Origin of the sequence: Lacunisphaera limnophila (assembly GCF_001746835.1) — a bacterium.
Classification (GTDB): domain Bacteria; phylum Verrucomicrobiota; class Verrucomicrobiia; order Opitutales; family Opitutaceae; genus Lacunisphaera; species Lacunisphaera limnophila.
On sequence record NZ_CP016094.1, the window covers coordinates 3,398,453 to 3,415,236 of the forward strand.

Genomic DNA, 16,784 nt, shown 5'->3' on the forward strand with positions numbered 1-16,784 from the left:
CCGGCGAGCCGCGGGATTTCCGCAGTTCGTTGCTGACAGCTGAAGACCGAACGCCGAAAGCTTTTCCCATGAGCATCGAAGCCAAACTCACCGCCCTCGGCCTGACCCTGCCCAATCCGCCGGCCGTCGCCGGCAGCTATGTACCCTACGTGCGCACCGGCAACCTGCTGTACCTCGCCGGCACCATCAGCGCCTTGAACGGCCAGATGACGCACACCGGCCAGGTAGGGGCGGAACAGACGGTGCAAACCGCCTACGAATCGGCGAAAATCTGCGCGCTCAACACCCTGGCCAACATCAAGGCCGCCACCGGCAGCCTCGACAGCGTGAAACAGTTCGTGCTCGTGACTGGTTTTGTGAACGCCGTGAGCGGGTTCACCGACAGCCCTGCCGTAATCAACGGGGCCTCGGAACTTTTCGGCCAGCTGTACGGTGACGCCGGCAAGCACGCCCGCGCCGCCGTCGCCGCCGCCGGCCTCCCCAAGGGCTCGACGGTGGAGATCCAGGTGATTGTGGAACTGAAGTAAGGCGCGCGGGGCGCGCCTTATGGGTTGAGCGTTATCAGTTGTAGGAGCGGGCATTCGATTTGTGCCCGGTAGCGCCGCCGTGGGCCTCATAAAATAGCGCGCTGCCTAGGGGAATCCCTTAGATTTTCGGGAGGATTTCCCGGGAATTCGGGCGGATGAAAGCAAAATATCCCGGAGACGCGTTTCGCGAGAAGTTTACCATTGCTAGTCGATTGCGTTACACTGTCATGCAGCTCGCTCGCAAGGGCTTGCTCCACGCACCACTTGCATCGTCATTATGGATTATTTTTCCGAGATCCAGAAACAGCGTCGCGCCACGGCCGAGGCCGCCTTGGTCATCGCCACTGAATTGGAAGCCGGGCGCGCCGTCTCGCCGTTTCAGGAAAAGCTGACGCAGCTATCAGGGAATCCCGTGATCCCGGTTCGTGCCGCGGTCATCTCGCCGCAGCCAGAGGTGCTGCAGGCGCTGCTCTCCGAAATCATCGGTCACGACTACAACGTGTGCAAGGTGGTCGTGCCCTCCCGTCTGGGTTTCAGCGAGGTGCTCCTGCAGGAACGTGGCTTCCTCCTCGATACCGGCGCCGGGGCCCGCGAGTTCGACGATGCCGGCAGCTTCCTCACCGCCTTGCAGCAGACGCACGCGCTGCAGCAAACCGAGGGAGACTTGCTCGAACCGTTACGCTTGAAGCTGAAGGGGCCGACTCACTCCAGCGGCCTGTGTCTGCTCGTGCCTCATAGCCTGGAGGCGATGCAGCGCAAACCCGCGCTGCTCTCGACCCTGGCCGACCAGGCTGACTGGGTCTTCCTCGCCGGCAGCGCCGAGGCCACCTTCACCCCCGAGGAACGCACCACCGTGCAGGTCGTATTGGACAACGTTACTGGTCTGCAGAATGTCCTCCAGCCGGCCGCCGCCGATGCCCCCGCGCCGGCCGAGCGCGTGCCCGAGGAATGGTGGAAGCATTGGAAGGTCGGCCTCTCCCTCGGCCTCGTTCGCCTCGGCACGGAACTCCTGCGCAAGCGTCTCGCCCTGCTGACCGCCCCCGACAGCGAACTCCGGCTCTACCTGGTGGAGTCCCGCCTCCTGCGCCAGATGGACATGACGCTGGCCCTCATGCAGGAGGAGACCCAGCAGGAGCAGCGCAAGCTGGGCAACCGGCTCACCCTTGCCCGCGAGGGCCTGACGGATCGCGACGGCCAACCCGAGATGCGCAAGACCGCCGAGGGCATCCGGCAGAAGTTCGCCGACGAACTCGACAGTCTCGTCAAGGCAGGCGAGCGCGAGGCCAAGGCCTCGCTCCAGGCGGACGGCGACGCCAACCGCCAGCTGCGCGAGGCGTCGGCGACGCTGTCCGTCGATGACATCGAGCAGACGGAGGGCGACACCGCGATCAAGCTCACCTTGTCGATACCCGCCGCCGCTCGCCTCACGCAGGCCGTGCTCGGCCTTGCGCGCCATCGCCTCTCCACCGACCTGCGCCAGCTCACCGAGGGGCTGGAATGCTCCGTCCGGGACGCCAAGCGCGCCATCGAGGCGGCCACCGGGGCGCGCCCGTCCATTTCCGTCGAGCTGCCGGACGAGGCCGGCATGTGGGACACCATCTCCAGTCTAGCTCGGCCCGAGATCCGCTATCGCGGCGAGATGCCCCGCGCCACTCTCGGCGCGCGCTTCAATGCCGCCCGCCAGGTTATCATGGGTGTCATGATCCTCGGCACCATCCTCGGCGGCGCCACCGTGCTCACCGGCGATACCAGCGGCGGGCAGGGGATCCGCACCACCCTCGCCGCGCTGATGATCCCGTTGCTTGTCGTGGGCTTTCTCTGGACCTACGTCAGCTTCCGCAAAAAAGAGACGCAGACCCTGGAAAAGGAACTGGAAAAGCTCCAGGACGGCGTGTTGGCCGAACTGCGCCGCGTGTTGCAAGACCTGCACCGCGAGCAGATGACCCTCTTGGGCAGCTCGGTGCAGAAGCTCCAGCGTTCGGTGCAGCAGCAGATGGACGGCACCTTTGAAAAACTCGACAAGCAGCGCCAGCGGGACGCGGACGAAACGCGCCGCCGCCAGACGGAGCAGCAGCGTTCCATCGACCAGCGCATCGCCCGCATGAAGCAGTTCGGCGGACAACTGGCCACTTTGCAGTCCAACCTCAAGGAAGCCGAACGCATCCGGGCCAAATGGCTCGCGGCGTGGATCGAGCGCTTCAACCAAGGAAAAGTCTAACCCCCCACGCCCATGCCCGTCGATCCTGTCGCCCAGGCCCAGGCCGCTGCCGCGGCCGCCGAAGCCGCCAAGCTCCGCGCCGAAACCGCCGCCGATCAGGCGGAGAACTCTGCCCAGCAGGCCGCCACTTCCGCCAACCAGGCGGATTTCCAATCTGACCAGGCCACCGCCGCCGCCACCGAGGCCCAGCAGCAAGCGACCGCCGCCACCTCCGAGGCCGCGCGGGCGCTGGCGGAGGCGCAAGCAGCCCATGACGCCAATGTACGCGCCGTGCAGGACGCGCAGGAGGCGGCCGATGCGTCAGCTTCCGCTGGGACGAGTGCGACCACCGCCTCCGACGCAGCCCATCGCGCCATTACGGAGGCGCAGGAAGCCGCGGCTGCGAGCGCACGCATCCTCGCGGAGGCGCAGGCCGCGCACGATGCCGCGGTCCGGGCCCAGAATGAAGCGAGCGAGGCTGAACAGGCCAGCGCCCGCGCCCAGGGTGAGGCCGGTGAGGCGGCCCAAGCTTCCGCTCGCGCCCAGCAGGAGGCGGCGGAGGCCACCCAGTCTTCGGCCCGGGCCCGCAGTGAAGCCGCCGAAGCCGAGCAGGCCAGCACCCGCGCCAAGGCCGAGGCCGACGAGGCCGGCCGGGAGAATCTCCGGGCGAAGTCCGAGGCGGACGAAGCCACCAAGGAAAGCGACCGCGCCAAAGCAGAGGCCGATGACGCCAACAGAGAGAGCGCCCGCGCCAAGAGCGAGGCTGACGAGGCCACGAAGGAAAGTGACCGGGCCCGGCTCGAGGCCGACGAAGCCGCGAAGGAGCGACTCCGCGCCAAGACCGAGGCCGACGAGGCTGACCGCGAGAACGCCCGGGCGAAGGCGGAAGCCGACGAAGCTGACCGCGAGAACGCCCGTGCGAAAGCGGAAGCAGATGAAGCCGACCGCGAGAGCAAACGGGCCAAGACGGAGGCGGACGAGGCCGACACCGAGAGCAAGCGCGCCAAGAAAGAAGCCGACGAAGCCGACGCGGAGAGCCGCCGGGCGAAGAAAGAGGCGGATGACGCTGATGCCGAGAGCCGGCGGGCTCAGCAGGAGGCTAACGAGGCCGAGCGCGCCAGCAATCTCGCGCAGCGTGAGGCCCAGGAGGCCGACGCCGCCAGCACCCGGGCCCAGGCGGAGGCCAATCAGGCCGGGCAAGCCAGCCAGCGCGCCCAGCAGGAAGCGAGCGAGGCCGAGCAGGCCAGCAACATCGCCCAGCGCGAAGCCGGCGAAGCCACCACCTACTCCGACACCGCCCGCAACGAGGCGCAGCAGGCAGCCGAGGCCAGCACCCGGGCATCGACGGCGGAATCCACCGCTCAGACGGCCATGTCCGCCGCCGTCAGCGCCAAGGCCACCGCCGCTAGCATGGCCACGGAGGCCACCACCGAGCGGAACCGCGCCAAGGAGGCTGCCGATGATGCCGTGGTCTATGCCCAAAACACGGCCAAGCAGACGCAGCAGATCATATCCGACCTGATGGAGGAGCTGAAGACCGTGTTAGGTAATGCCAAGACGTTAGAGAAGGAAATCGCCACCCTGAAGGAGACGGTGGTGAAGCACGAGGCGGCGGCCGCAACGGCCAAGCAAAACACGCTGACTCATCAAAAGGACGCAGCCACCGCCTTGCAGAACACGCAGACCTCCGAGAAGGACGCCGCCACCGCCTTGCAGCATACGCAGACCTCCGAGAAGGACGCAGAGCGCGGCATGAACATGACGGTTGATCACGAGCAGGCGGCCATCAGGTCGATGGTGAACGCGGAGAAATATGAGCAGAATGCGCAGTCCGCCGCGCATCACGCCGGCCAGCATGAACAGGCCGCCGCCACCTCGGCCCAGAACGCCGCCGCCTCGGCCTCCGCTGCGGCCTCGTCCGCCTCCAGCGCCGGTGGGTTCCCCTTTTGTTGGGTCGCGCGCGAAGTATACGGGGCGGGCAACCCCGACTGGCTACGTTTCCGTCACTGGATGCTGCACCGCGCCCCGCATTGGTTCTTCCTCCTCTATGTCCGGCACGGTGCCGCCGCTGCCCTATGGTTGGCGGACAAACCCCGCGTCAAGAGCCTCCTTCGCCGCTGGATGGATGCCCGCATCCGCGGCCTACGCGCCCCATTTTGATTCCGCCTTCAGTTTCGCATGACACCAATTGAAGCAGCCCGCCTGCTTGACCTTTCCGCCGAAGCCACCTCCGACCAGACCGAGGCGCGGTTCCTCGAGTTGCGCCGCAAACTTGAGGACAAGATTGCCAAGGCCCCCACGCCCGGCCTGCAGGCCAAGTACCGCGAGTCGCTAGCTGACATTACGACGGCCTTTGAGACCCTGACGCTCGCGGCCGATTCTTCGACGCTGCCGGTGTTGCAGAGGGAGCAGAAGAGGATCGAGGGCAGAGGGCAGACGGCAGAGGGCGGAAGGACGAATCCTGACCCTTCAAGTCTCCCGCCGGCGAAGCAGCCAAAGTCTGGCGGCAAGGAGTTCGTCATTGTCGCCCTCATCGCCGTTGTCGTGCTGGCTGCCGGCGGGTGGTGGGTGATGAAGACCCGCGCTGAGAACAAGGAGAAGGCCCGGATCGCCGCCGAGGAAAAGATGGTTACAGAGAAGGCCGCGGTGGCCGCCGCCCAGCGGGCCGAGTCTGAGCGTGCCCACGACGAGGCGGCAAGGCTCCATGCCGAAGAGGAAAAGGCGCGGGCCATTGTTGCGGCTAAGGCCGAACAGGCCCGGCTCGATCAGCTTGGGCTGAAGCTCCGCACCCGGCTTTCCGAGCTGAACATCGCCCTCGACGCCGCGCTCAGGACTGAGGCGCTGGCCGAGCGCGAACTGAGCGACCTCAAGGCCGACGAGCGCGCGGTGCAACGCGAGGCGAGGGGAGGCGTGACTCCCGACCTGCGTGCGGCACAAGCGCTGGTACAGGCCCACGATCGCTACGTTACGTGGCTCCGCGAACACCTCGCCGCCAACCCCGCCCGGGTGGCGCGGGCCCGCCTCGAGGAGTTGGTTGCGGCCAAGGCCTGGGAGGAAGGTGCGGCTCAGATCGAAGCTTATTCCCAGGCGGTCGCGGCCCTGCAGGGGAGCATCCCGGCCAAGCGGACGGAACTGCTCACTCTCACCGGCTTGCTTCAGGTTACGGCTGAGCCGACCGAGGTGGATTTTACCCTGAAAGATGTCTACGGCCGCACGCGGACCGGCCGCACCCCCGAGGTGTTCGACGACGTGCCCATCGGCGCCGCCACCGTCACGTTCCAACGCGAAGGTTGGCCAGCCCAGTCACGTCCGACGATCGTCCGGCGTGACGGTACCGCCACGGTCACGGGCGACCTGATCGGTGGCGGGCTAGCCCTCGCCAGCAGGCCTTTCGCGGTCGATTACGTGGTGGAGGGGCAGGGGCGCACTGAACGCGGCCTCACGCCGGCTACATTGGCGGATCTGCCGGTGGGTGGCTATCGCATCACCTACGCCCGTACCGGCTGGCCAAGCGAAATGGTCACCGCCGAGGTCACCCGCGGTGGATTGACGACCTGCGAGGCCACCTTTGCCGCTCCGGGCAGCCTCAAGGTTGAATCCAAACCCGCCGGAGCCTCCGTGTCCTTCGACGGCAAAGTTGTGGGCACGACCCCACTCGTGTTGGGCGATCTGCCAGCCGGTCCGGTCAAGGTCGAACTCGCGTTGGCTGACTACCGTCCCGCCACGCTGCAGGGCTCCATCGAGTTCGGGCGGGAAACGACCCTCTCCACCCCGCTGCGATCGGCGACGCTGACCCCTGAGGAGGCGTTCGACGCGCTCTCCCGGACTGCGCACGGTACCTGGGTACTCCACGGCAAGAACGGCCTGGGTGGCAGCGCCACCTTTTACATGCGCTTTGTGGCAGGCAGCAAAACCCTTAGTTTTGAGATGACCGGTTTCGGCGGCAGCGTGCGGAACATGACGATGGTGGATTATGATGCGGAGAACCGGATCGTCATGGTTTCGTTTGGCGGCCTCGATGCGCTGAATGGCAAGAGTGGTATCAGGATCGACGGTGACACGCTGCTCTGGGGTAAAGACAAGCTCAGAAACCCGATGGTCTTTCGCCGTCAATAAGCTGATCCCATGACGCCTGCCGAAGCCTCCAGACTTCTCGACCTTCCCGCCAACGCCACGCCTGACCAGGTGGAGTCGCGTTTCCTCGATCTGCGCCACAAGCTCGAGGACAAGATTGCCAAGGCCCCGACGCCCGGACTGCAGGCCAAGTACCGCGAGTCGCTGGCCGACATCACCGTTGCATTCGAAACATTCACGCTGGCTGCAGATTCATCGGCACTGCCTGTGCTCAAGCGTGAAGCCGGAGGGGGAAGACCGGATTCTGGAGTCGCGGCGACGCCGTCGCCCGGGCAAGCACCCGACGACTCACACCTTGCACCTGCGCTCGTGCGCAAGTCTGGCGGCAAGGAATTTGCCGTGGTCGCCCTCATCGCCGTCGCCGTGCTTGGTGCGGGCGGCTGGTGGGTGATGAAGACCAAGGCGGAGAACGCGGAGAAGGCGCGCGTAGCGGCCGAAGCCAAGGCTGAGGCTGAGCGCGTAGTGGCCGAGGCCAAGGTCGAGGCCGAGCGCAAGGCCGCCGAGGAGAAACGCCTGGCGGAAGAGAAGCGCTTGGCTGAGGAGGCGGAAAAGCTCCGTCTCGCCGCGGCGGAGAAGGCCGAGCGCGAGCGACTGGACCGACATTTTACGTCGCTGCGCAGCCGGATGGCCGAGCTGAACGTCGCCTACGAGGCACAGATGCGCCTGGAGACCGTCGCCGAGCGGGATCTTGCTGAGTTAAAGTCGCAGGAACGTGATCTCGCCCGGGATCAGAAGGACGGGGCGAGCCCGGATCGGCGCCGGCTCGCGGCCCAAGTGCGGGCGCAGAGCCACTTGGTGGACTGGATGCGGGCCAGTCTTCCCGCTCATTCAGCCCGCATCGCGAAGGCGAAGGCGGAGGAATTGGTCTCCGCCCGGGCGGCTGACGATGCGACGGCGGCCGTTGACGCCTACATCGCCGCCTTGGACCAGCTGAAGTCCGATATTGCAGCCGCGCGCAGCGATCTCGCCGTCACCGGCGACCTTGCCCTCAGTTCCAATCTCGAGGGGACCACCTGGCAGCTCACCGACGCCTTCGGGGTCGAGCGCTCAGGTGCGACGCCCGCCACCGTGGAAGAGGTGGCATTAGGCAAGGCCACCTTGGTTTTTCGCCGGGCCGGCTGGGCCGACCTGCGCATGGCGATTGACCATCGCCGGGGCACCGACGGTGTCTTCGCAGCCAGATTCCCGGTGGGGTCACTCGCCATTACCAGCACTCCCACCGGTGTGTTGGTGCGCCACGGGGAGCGGGTGCTCGGCGAGACGCCCCTGCAACTGGCCCCCATGCCGCCCGGCGAGATTGAGGTTCGTCTCGCCCATCAGGGGTACAAGAGCCAGAAGCTCTCCGGCCGCATCGAGGATGGCCGAACACTGACCCTCGACGCACAACTGCTCGCCGGCCAGTCCTTCGACGCCGAGCTGATCTATGAGCGCGGTCTGGAGGATCTACCGCTTATCAGCAGCCCCAAGGCGCGCGCGATGGGCGCCGCCACCTACCTGGGCGCGGCCAAGGATATTCCCGGCGTGCCTCACGCTTTCCTGGCCCGATACTTTGACCTCTACTTGGAGGCCGTCCGGCAAATCCGCGATCCCTTGGAAAAAGTGACCACGGTTCTCTACCTGTTGGACAACCTCGCGCAGGTCGACTTCGAGCGCAGCCGGACTCTGGCCCGGGAGGCGCTGGCGGCCGTGCCCCTCGTCACCGAGGTGTCCCAGCGGCATACGGTCGTGCATTCCCTCGAGCACCTCGTGATCTACCCGGAGGAGTTCGCCGCCGCGATTGCCCAGTGCGAACACTGGTTCACCACCGATGAAGATTGGATCTACAGCGCAACGGTGGCCCAGCTGCAGAAGGAGGCCGGCCTCGATTCCGCGGCCCAGCGCACCGCCGCCCGCGCGATGGGTACCGGGGCGGCGGCGGAGTACCGGAACCAGACAGTGCAGGAGTACCTGGCCAAGGGTGCCATGGCCCGGCAGCTCGTGCCGGTCCGCGTCGCCCTGGTGCGGGGCGATCTACCCTCGGCGCAGGCGGCGCTGGCCCGGGCCGGACAGGCGCTCGACTTCGGCCAGCTGTTCGGGTTAGCCAGCGGCTTCATGAGATTGGGGGATTTCGACACACCGCGGCGCTTGGCGCGCATGGCTGAAGGGCAGTACGTCTCCCCGGCCCAGACCCTCCACACGATCGCGATGATGGCTTTCTTTCAGGGCAACACCTCCTTGGCGGAACAATGGGCCGCAAGCATCGCGGACACACCGGAGGCGCCGCAGCGCAGTCAGCTTTATCGGCTGTTTGCCGATCAATACCTGACCAAGGGCAAGAAAGCGGAGGCGGCCGCAGCCATGCGCAAGGTCACCGTTTTCTCCGACGGGGAGTCCGCAACCGACCGCCTCGAGGCGGTCACCGTCCTGGCGCTACTGGGCGAGACGGTACGCGCCCGCCAGTTGCTGGCGGCGCAGCCGGTCGCCTTCACCGAGGCGGGGGTTCACCGGCTCGGTGCGGCCGCCGTCAGCTTTGCCGCGCTCGGCGACATCGCCTCGCTGCAGCGTGCCCTCGAGGTCCTCCGGATCCACGCCACGAGTTCGCTCGACTGGACCTATGGCAACCTAGTCAAGACGCTCACCACGGCCGGCAAATTGGCCGAGGCTGAGAGCTATTTCCGACTGATTCGTGACACCGCAAGCCACGGGTATTTGCGCGGCCCCCTCCTGGCGGCGGACGCACCCGACGACAACACCCTGGGGGCAAAGATCGATGCACTGCGGCCCGGCGGAGACCGGCTGGCCTTGTCCGGCGTCGCCCTGGGCCGCGAGTTAGAACGCCTGAAGGCTGCCCGCTTCTCCTCCTCGCCATGACCACCGCCGAAGCCATCATCCTACTCGACCTGCCAGCGAACGCACCCTCCGAACAAATCGAGGCGCGGTTTCAGGAGCTGAGGCGCAAACTCGAGGACAAAATCGCCAAGGCCCCGACACCCGGTCTGCAGGCCAAATACCGGGAGTCGCTGGCGGAGATCACAACTGCCTTCGAGACTCTGACCCTGGCGGCGGACAGCTCGTCCCTGCCGGTGCTGCAGAGGGAACAGCAGAGGACCGAAGGCAGAGGGCAGACGACAGAGGGCGGACGGACGAATCCTGACCCTTCAAGTCTCCCGCCGTCGAAGAAGCTAAAGTCCGGCGGCAAGGAATTTGTCGTCGTAGCCGTTATCGCGCTCGTCTTGCTCGGCGCCGGCGGCTGGTGGGTGATGAAGACGCGCGCCGAGAACGAGGAAAAAGCCCGTATCGCCGCCGAGGCCAAGGCCGAGGCGGAACGCCAGGCCGCCGTCGCGAAAGTCGAGGCGGAGCGCCGGGCCGCCGAGGAAAAGCGCTTGGCGGAAGAAAAGCGACTGGCTGAGGAGGTGGAGAAGGCGCGACTGGCCGCCGCGGAGAAGGCGGAGCGAGAGCGGTTGGAGCGGTTATTCACCCGCCTGCGCGGTCGATTTGCTGAACTTAACGTAGCCTACGACGCCCAAGTGCGACTCGAGCAGATCGCCGAGCGCAACCTCGTCGAGGCCAAGGCGCAGGTGCGCGAGCTGGCCCGTGGACCGCAGGGGCAGACGTCGCCGGAACTGCGCCTGGCCGCCGCGCAGGCATCCGCTCAGGAGCGTTATGTGGTCTGGCTGCGCGACGTTCTGCCGACGCACCCCGCGCGCGTCGCCCGGGCCCGGGCCGAGGAGTTGTTGTCAGCCCGCGCCGGGGACGAGGCGGCGGCCGCGGTCGATGATTTTGCCGCTGCGCTGGCGCAATTGCAGACAGATATCGCGGCGGCCCGGGATCGTACGGTCATTACCGGCTCGGTGACGCTTGGTGCCAATCAGAACGGTGTGCAATGGCGGCTGGTCGACGCCTTCGGCCTGGAGCGGCGGGGAACGACTCCCGCGACCGTTACAGACGTGGCGATGGGGGAGGGGGAGGTAACCTTTGAACTGGCACCCTATCCGCCGGTGGTGAAGAAGGTCGCAGTCACGAAGACAGTCGCGGAGGTGAGCGCCGATTTCGTGCCCGCCCGGGTCACCCTCCGCGCTACGCCGGCACATGCCCGCATACTCTGGGACGGCAAGAGTCACGACAACGGTTCGATTTTGTCCCTGACGCCCGCCCGCCATGTTATACGCATCGAGGCCGAGGGTTTCGCCCCGCGCGAGATTTTGGTGGTGCCCAACGCAGGAACTGAATCCGCACAGGAGGTCAGCCTCGATCAATCCGCCCAGGCATACGCGCTGGAGGAAATCCGGGTGCTGGCGCGGAGCAGCAAGCGTCAGAACTCCACCGTGTGGGTGGGATACGCGGTCGAGGCATTTCTGGCGGCGGGGGATGTTCTCGGCGCGCTGGCCTTCGCCGAGGAGCATGGTGCCTATAACGTGTTCCTTGCCCAACCCTACGGATATGAGACGGGCATCCCGTATTCGGTAAACGCGAGCGAGAGTGTGGGCGCGGCCTTGATGATGATCATGGGTAAGGATCCCTTTGGGGCCGACTCGCAACTCGGTAACACACAGCAGGGCGGCATCTACCAGCCCTCCCATTTTTCAAGCTACTGGGAAACCAGCAAGGCGCTCTGCGCGCTGGGCCGGGCCGATCTCGTGCCGCAGTGGATCGAGCTGGCGAGCTCCCGCGGGGTGACGGGTGGGGAGCAGGGGGCCAAGTACCCCAACCTGGTTGCCTCGCTTCGCTGGACCGAGCTAGCCGTGGCCGCGGCCCGACAGGGCCGAATGGAGCTTGTCCGCGCGGCCTTCACGAAGGTCCTGGAACTGACTCGGTACGACTCGTATGATTTTGAGCAGTTTCGGGTAAGTGCGCGGGACCTCTGGCAAGCAGCGCGCGACCGGGCAGATACCGCGATGCTGGAAATGTTGGTCGACCTCGCCCTCGCTGCGGCCAAGGTGGAATATAATGACCCGCGCTACAACCGGAGTGACCGAGTTCTGGTGGACGGCGTGCATTTCTTTGAATGGGCGGAGGTGCTGATCGCTTCGGGGTGGGAGGCACGCCTGCAGCCCTACATGGAGTACATCCTGGCAAACAACGGTACGGTGGAAGAGCCGTTGGTTCCAGCCAGACCGGTGCCTTTTCGCGGGGCGGCGAACATTGCCCAATTGCAGCCATGGCTCGCGGCTGTCGCCGCCAAACCGTCAGATATTGGCGGAGCCTTTATGCAGACCTGTGCACGGATCCGGGCTCGCCGAGCTCTCGCCAAGGGCCAACCCGAGCTGATCCGCAAGCATGTTGCCTATACCGACAACCGCTACAAACAGCTCGATCTCGCTCGCGACTATGCGCGTCTGGGTGACTGGAAAACCGCCGACGCGATGATCCCCGAATTGCACCCTACTGCTGACGTGCAGGCCATGTATCGACGGGACTTTGCTCCGCTGGTCGGTCGGGCGGTGGCCGAGCAGTTGGAGCCGGCCCAGGGCTTGCAACGCTTGCGCGAGATTGGCGTACCCGAGTTCCGCCTGCAGGCGGTGTCAGCCTTTGTCATCCGCCTCAGGGAGACCAAGGATTTCACTCCGGAGCAGCGTGACCTGCTCCGCCGCATCCCCCTGATCTAGCTTCACGGACCGGTACTCAATCACGTTCCAGTCACTTTACCCTGCCAATGTCCCCCACCGAAGCCGCCAAGCTCCTTGACCTCCCGGAACACGCCACGCCCGACCAATTGGAGGCGCGGTTCCAGGAGCTGCGGACCAAGCTCGAGGAAAAGATCGGTAAGGCTCCGACCCCCGGCCTGAAGGCCAAGTACCGGGAATCGCTCGACGAAATCACACTCGCTTTCGAGACGCTCACACTGGCGGCGGATAGTTCATCGCTGCCGGTGTTGCAGAGGGAGCAGCAGAGGACTGAGGGCAGAGGACAGACGACGGAGGGTATACGGACGCATCCTGATCCGGCAGGTCTCCCGTCGCCGAAGAAGCCGAAGTCCGGCGGCAAGGAATTTGCCCTGGTGGCCGTCATCGCCGTCGCGGTCCTTGGCGCCGGTGGGTGGTTCGTGCTCAAGATCCGAGCCGAGAACGCGGAGAAGGCGCGCCAGGTTGCCGCAGCCCAGGCGGAGGCGGAGCGAAAGGCGGTCATCGAGCGAGCGGAGGCAGAACGGAAGGCAGAGGCTGAGCACCTCGCCACCGCGGCCCGGCAGCAGGCCGAGGAAGCGGAGAAGACCCGGCTCGCCGCCGCCGCCAAGGCCGAGCAGGAGCGCGTGGACCGGCTCGCCGCCCAGCTGCGCAGCCAGCTGGCCGAGGCCAAAGTCGCGTGGGAGATTGCCGAGCGCGAGGAGCGCAATGCCGAGCGTCGGCTCAGTGAATTAAAATCCGAGCTGCGCGGGCTGCGGGACGCCAGCCCGGGCCAACTGGCCGAGGCGCAGGCCCTCGTGCTGGCCCAGCAGGATTTTTATGACTGGCTGAGCAACACGCTGGCCCGGCACCCGGTGAGGTTTGCGCGCAGCAAGGTGGAGGAGCTGGTTTCAGCCCGGCAGTATGACGAGGCATTGCCCCTCGTGGCCGAGATCATGGAGGCCATGCCCCTGCTTGATGCCGAAATCAGGCAGCAACGGGTGGCCCTTTTGTCCACCAGCGGCAGCGTCGAGGTGCGGAGCATCCCCAGTGGCCTGGCCTGGTCCCTGGAGGATGCCTTCGGCCGCCGCCGGAGCGGCCTCACGCCCAGCGAGGTGCCGGAGGCGGCCATCGGCCAAGCCAAGCTCACGGTCAGCCGCCCCGGCTGGCCGGACTGGACCCAAGCGGTCCACGTGCGTCGCGGCCGGTTGGTGACGGAGGCCACCTTCCGCGCGGGCACCCTCAAACTGGTCGCCAACGTACCCGGGGCGCAGGTCGAGGTGCAGGGACGCAGTTTGGGCAACACCCCGCTCGAGGTGGCGGAGCTGCCGGTCGGTCCCACCGAGTTCACCGTGTCGGCGCCGAAATATACCGCGCAGGTGGTGAAAGGTGAGATCACGGAGAACCAGGTACTGGAGCTCAGCGTCAAGCTGGAGCCGGAGATCCTGACCGCCGAGCAACTGGTGGCCGCCTTCTGGGACAAGGCCGAGGGGACCTGGTTGCCCATTGATGCACCCGCGAAGGGGCGGTTCGCGGCGCTCTACCAAGCTCCGATCGTATTTCAAAAGGCGAACTACGGGCTGACGGTATTCGGCCAGCCGTGTGTCGTGGATACCGTGGATCCCACCCTGTTGGCCCTGCGACTGCGCTCCCAAGCCGCCTTGGGTGTCGCCTTGGTGGAACGGAACGGAAAGCTGGTCCGGGAATTGGCCTATGCGCGATACAACGTGCAGCTCCAAAACGACCGGCTGACCCTGACCTTTGAGGGCGGGCAGCCGATCAACTACCTGCGCAAATAATGATCCCGCTCCCACGGCGTATTTTCCGGCTGAGCCTGGCCCTGGCCGCGGCGGCGTGGACGGCCGGCTGGGCCGCACCCGCTGAGGCGCTGAGCCCGTGGACCGACTGGTTTGTTCTCCGGGAAAACATCCTGGCCCGCGTGCAAATTGCTGAGCGCATGGGCAGCGTCATCGGCTCACGCTGGGAATTCCGGATCGATCCCAAGCGAATCGAGCAGGTGCCGGACCTCGCCGGGATGGCCATCTATCTCACTTACCGTCAGGCGATCGCCCCGGAGGGCGTGAAGGGATTCGGCACGCTCCACGACGACAACACGGCCCGCCGGGTCTTTTTTCCCGCCGGCCAGCACGCCACGAGCATACACCGGGAAAAGGAACTGCTCTGGTTTCCGCAGGATAGCACCGATGTGCACCAAACCATTTCCTGGAAACCGGGTGACATCCTCCCAACGGTGGAGACCCCGTCCAACGGTCGCAAAGGACTCAGCTGGGGGCCGGTCATCGCTGGCCTCGAGGTTAACTCTGAGCGTATGCTGCGTTTTTCCCAAGAACGGGTTCGACGGGATGCCTATATTCCCGCAACCCCATGAGCCTCTAATCAACGATGACCCCCGCCGACGCCACCAAGATTCTTGACCTGCCTGACAACGCCACGCCCGACCAGTTGGAGGCGCGGTTTCACGAGCTGCGGACGAAGCTGGAGGACAAGATCGCCAAGGCCCCCACACCGGGCTTGAAGGCCAAGTACCGGGAGTCGCTCGACGAGATCACGACGGCCTTCGAGACGCTCGCGCTCGCCGCGGACAGTTCGTCGCTGCCGGTGTTGCAGAAGCAAGGCACGAAGAGCGAAGGACCCAACGCGGGACGCGTGCCGGGGGCGGCCCGTGAGTCTGATTCAGAACACCGGGCACAGGATTCAGGTCTTCCGCCCAAGAAAGCAAAGTCCGGCGGGAAGGAATTCATCATTGTCGCCCTCATCGCGATCGCCGTGCTCGGCGCCGGCGGCTGGTGGGTCATGAAGACCAAGGCGGAGAATGAGGAGAAGGCGCGCATCGCGGCGGAGGCCAAGGCCACGGCGGAGCGGCAGGCGGCGGAGGCCAAGGCTGAGGCTGAGCGCAAGGCCGAGGAGGCACGCCTCGCCGCGGAGGCGAAAAAGCAGGCCGAGGAGGCGGAGAAGGCCCGCCTCGCCGCCGCGGCCAAGGCCGAACAGGAGAAGAAGGACCGTGACCTCGCGCTGTTGCGCAGCCGGCTCGCGCAGCTGAACGTGCAGGCGGAATCCCTTTTCGTGGAGGAACCGACCAAGGCCGCCCGACGGCTGAGTGAACTCAAATCCGACGAACGTTCCCTGGCCCGCGAGCAGGGGGGCGGCGCGCTGGCTCGGTTGCGGGCCCAGCTCGATGCCCAGGAGGGATATGTCGACGAATTAGATAGCATGTTGACGCGCCATCCCGCGAAGAGCACGCAGGCCCGCGCCAGCGAATTGGTTTCCGCCAAGGAGCTTGAACCCGCCACCGAGGCAGTCGGGCAACTTGCGGAGCAACTCGACAAGCTTGAGGTCCTTATGGCCGAATCCCGTTCGCGGGTTGATAAAGCCATCTACGGAACATTACAGATAGAGAATTCTTATCCCGACGTGCAGTGGGTCTTCACCGATGCCTTCGGGGAGAAACGCAGTGGCAACGCCTCCACCACGCTCCCGACCGCGGGCATCGGTAACGGCCGGATCGAGTTCAAGCGCCCCGGCTGGCCACAGGTGCCGCAGGGCGTGCTGATCCGACGTGGGGCGATCAGCACCGTGAAGGCTGATTTCCCGCCCGCCCACCTTTCCCTAACGACCACGCCGGCCGGGGCGGCGTTCACCCTTTCCGATGGGCAGCAGGGCAAAACACCCGCGGAGATTGACGTGGTTCCGGGGCGGTTGAAGGTGTCGATCATGGCCTATGGCTATGCCGAGCAAGTCCAGGACATCGAGCTGTCGTATGGCGAGGCCCGCGCTATCACGCTCGAGCTCCAGGAAGAGCCGCTCTGGCTTCAAGAGGAAGTTCTGCAGCTGACCAACGCGTACACCAGCTGGGTTGCGAGCGGCTATGGTTATACCAGCCAGGTCTACGACCTGCCAGGCAACGGGAAGGAATTGAGTGTGGTTGTTTCCTCCGCGCTGCCAATGCAACTCTCGCTCGGAACCTATCCGGCCCCGGGGGCCAGTTTGTTGCAGCCCCGTGGCCAACCCCTCTCGCTCGCTTTCGGCCACTGGTCCAACAACGCGTGGGGGCCGTACTCCGCCGAGCAGGTTGCAACGATGGGCATGGCCCCCGTGCCACAGGGTCTGCGGCCCAGTTGTGGCGGCCTGGTCTGCATCATGGGCATGTACAACCTCGGCAAAGGCCGCTGGGAACTGCCGCCGGCCGCTTACGCCACTTCTAATCCCGCCCTGCTAGCCGCCGCCCAGCAGTGGGTGAACTCCGTACGCATCACGCCCACCGGTCAGCTCCCAGGTATCAACCTGTACCGCGTCGCCTTTCTGGTGAAATTCCGCGCACCCTGAGCT

General features: G+C 65.9%; 9 protein-coding genes. All 9 read left to right on the forward strand.

The genetic code is table 11. From position 1 onward, the window contains the following. The first annotated feature begins 68 nt into the window (after positions 1-68). The 9 genes from Verru16B_RS14205 (at position 69) to Verru16B_RS14245 (ending at position 16,781) form a co-directional block, all read left to right on the forward strand. On the forward strand, positions 69-527 hold the full coding sequence (locus tag Verru16B_RS14205; RefSeq protein WP_069962897.1) for a RidA family protein: 459 nt from the start codon (positions 69-71) through the stop codon (positions 525-527). 277 nt (positions 528-804) lie between these two features. Beyond that, complete coding sequence (locus Verru16B_RS14210) at positions 805-2,745, forward strand: coiled-coil domain-containing protein (RefSeq protein WP_069962898.1); 1,941 nt, start codon at positions 805-807, stop codon at positions 2,743-2,745. 12 nt (positions 2,746-2,757) lie between these two features. Next, positions 2,758-4,884, forward strand: a complete 2,127-nt coding sequence (locus Verru16B_RS14215) for a hypothetical protein (RefSeq protein WP_069962899.1) — start codon at positions 2,758-2,760, stop codon at positions 4,882-4,884. 18 nt (positions 4,885-4,902) lie between these two features. After that, the gene (locus tag Verru16B_RS14220) at positions 4,903-6,840 is read left to right on the forward strand and encodes a PEGA domain-containing protein (protein WP_069962900.1); all 1,938 of its coding nucleotides are present in this window, start codon (positions 4,903-4,905) and stop codon (positions 6,838-6,840) included. Between the two features lie 9 nt (positions 6,841-6,849). Further along, positions 6,850-9,708, forward strand: a complete 2,859-nt coding sequence (locus tag Verru16B_RS14225; protein ID WP_069962901.1) for a PEGA domain-containing protein — start codon at positions 6,850-6,852, stop codon at positions 9,706-9,708. Further along, complete coding sequence (locus Verru16B_RS14230; protein WP_069962902.1) at positions 9,705-12,443, forward strand: hypothetical protein; 2,739 nt, start codon at positions 9,705-9,707, stop codon at positions 12,441-12,443. Before Verru16B_RS14225 ends, Verru16B_RS14230 begins: the two co-directional genes overlap by 4 nt. A 47-nt stretch (positions 12,444-12,490) precedes the next feature. Further along, positions 12,491-14,236 carry a PEGA domain-containing protein gene (locus Verru16B_RS14235; RefSeq protein WP_069962903.1) on the forward strand — a complete coding sequence of 582 codons (1,746 nt, stop codon included), beginning with the start codon at positions 12,491-12,493 and terminating at the stop codon, positions 14,234-14,236. After that, positions 14,236-14,826 carry a hypothetical protein gene (locus tag Verru16B_RS14240; RefSeq protein ID WP_069962904.1) on the forward strand — a complete coding sequence of 197 codons (591 nt, stop codon included), beginning with the start codon at positions 14,236-14,238 and terminating at the stop codon, positions 14,824-14,826. Before Verru16B_RS14235 ends, Verru16B_RS14240 begins: the two co-directional genes overlap by 1 nt. Before the next feature lie 14 nt (positions 14,827-14,840). Continuing rightward, on the forward strand, positions 14,841-16,781 hold the full coding sequence (locus Verru16B_RS14245; RefSeq protein ID WP_069962905.1) for a PEGA domain-containing protein: 1,941 nt from the start codon (positions 14,841-14,843) through the stop codon (positions 16,779-16,781). The last annotated feature ends 3 nt before the right edge of the window (positions 16,782-16,784 follow it).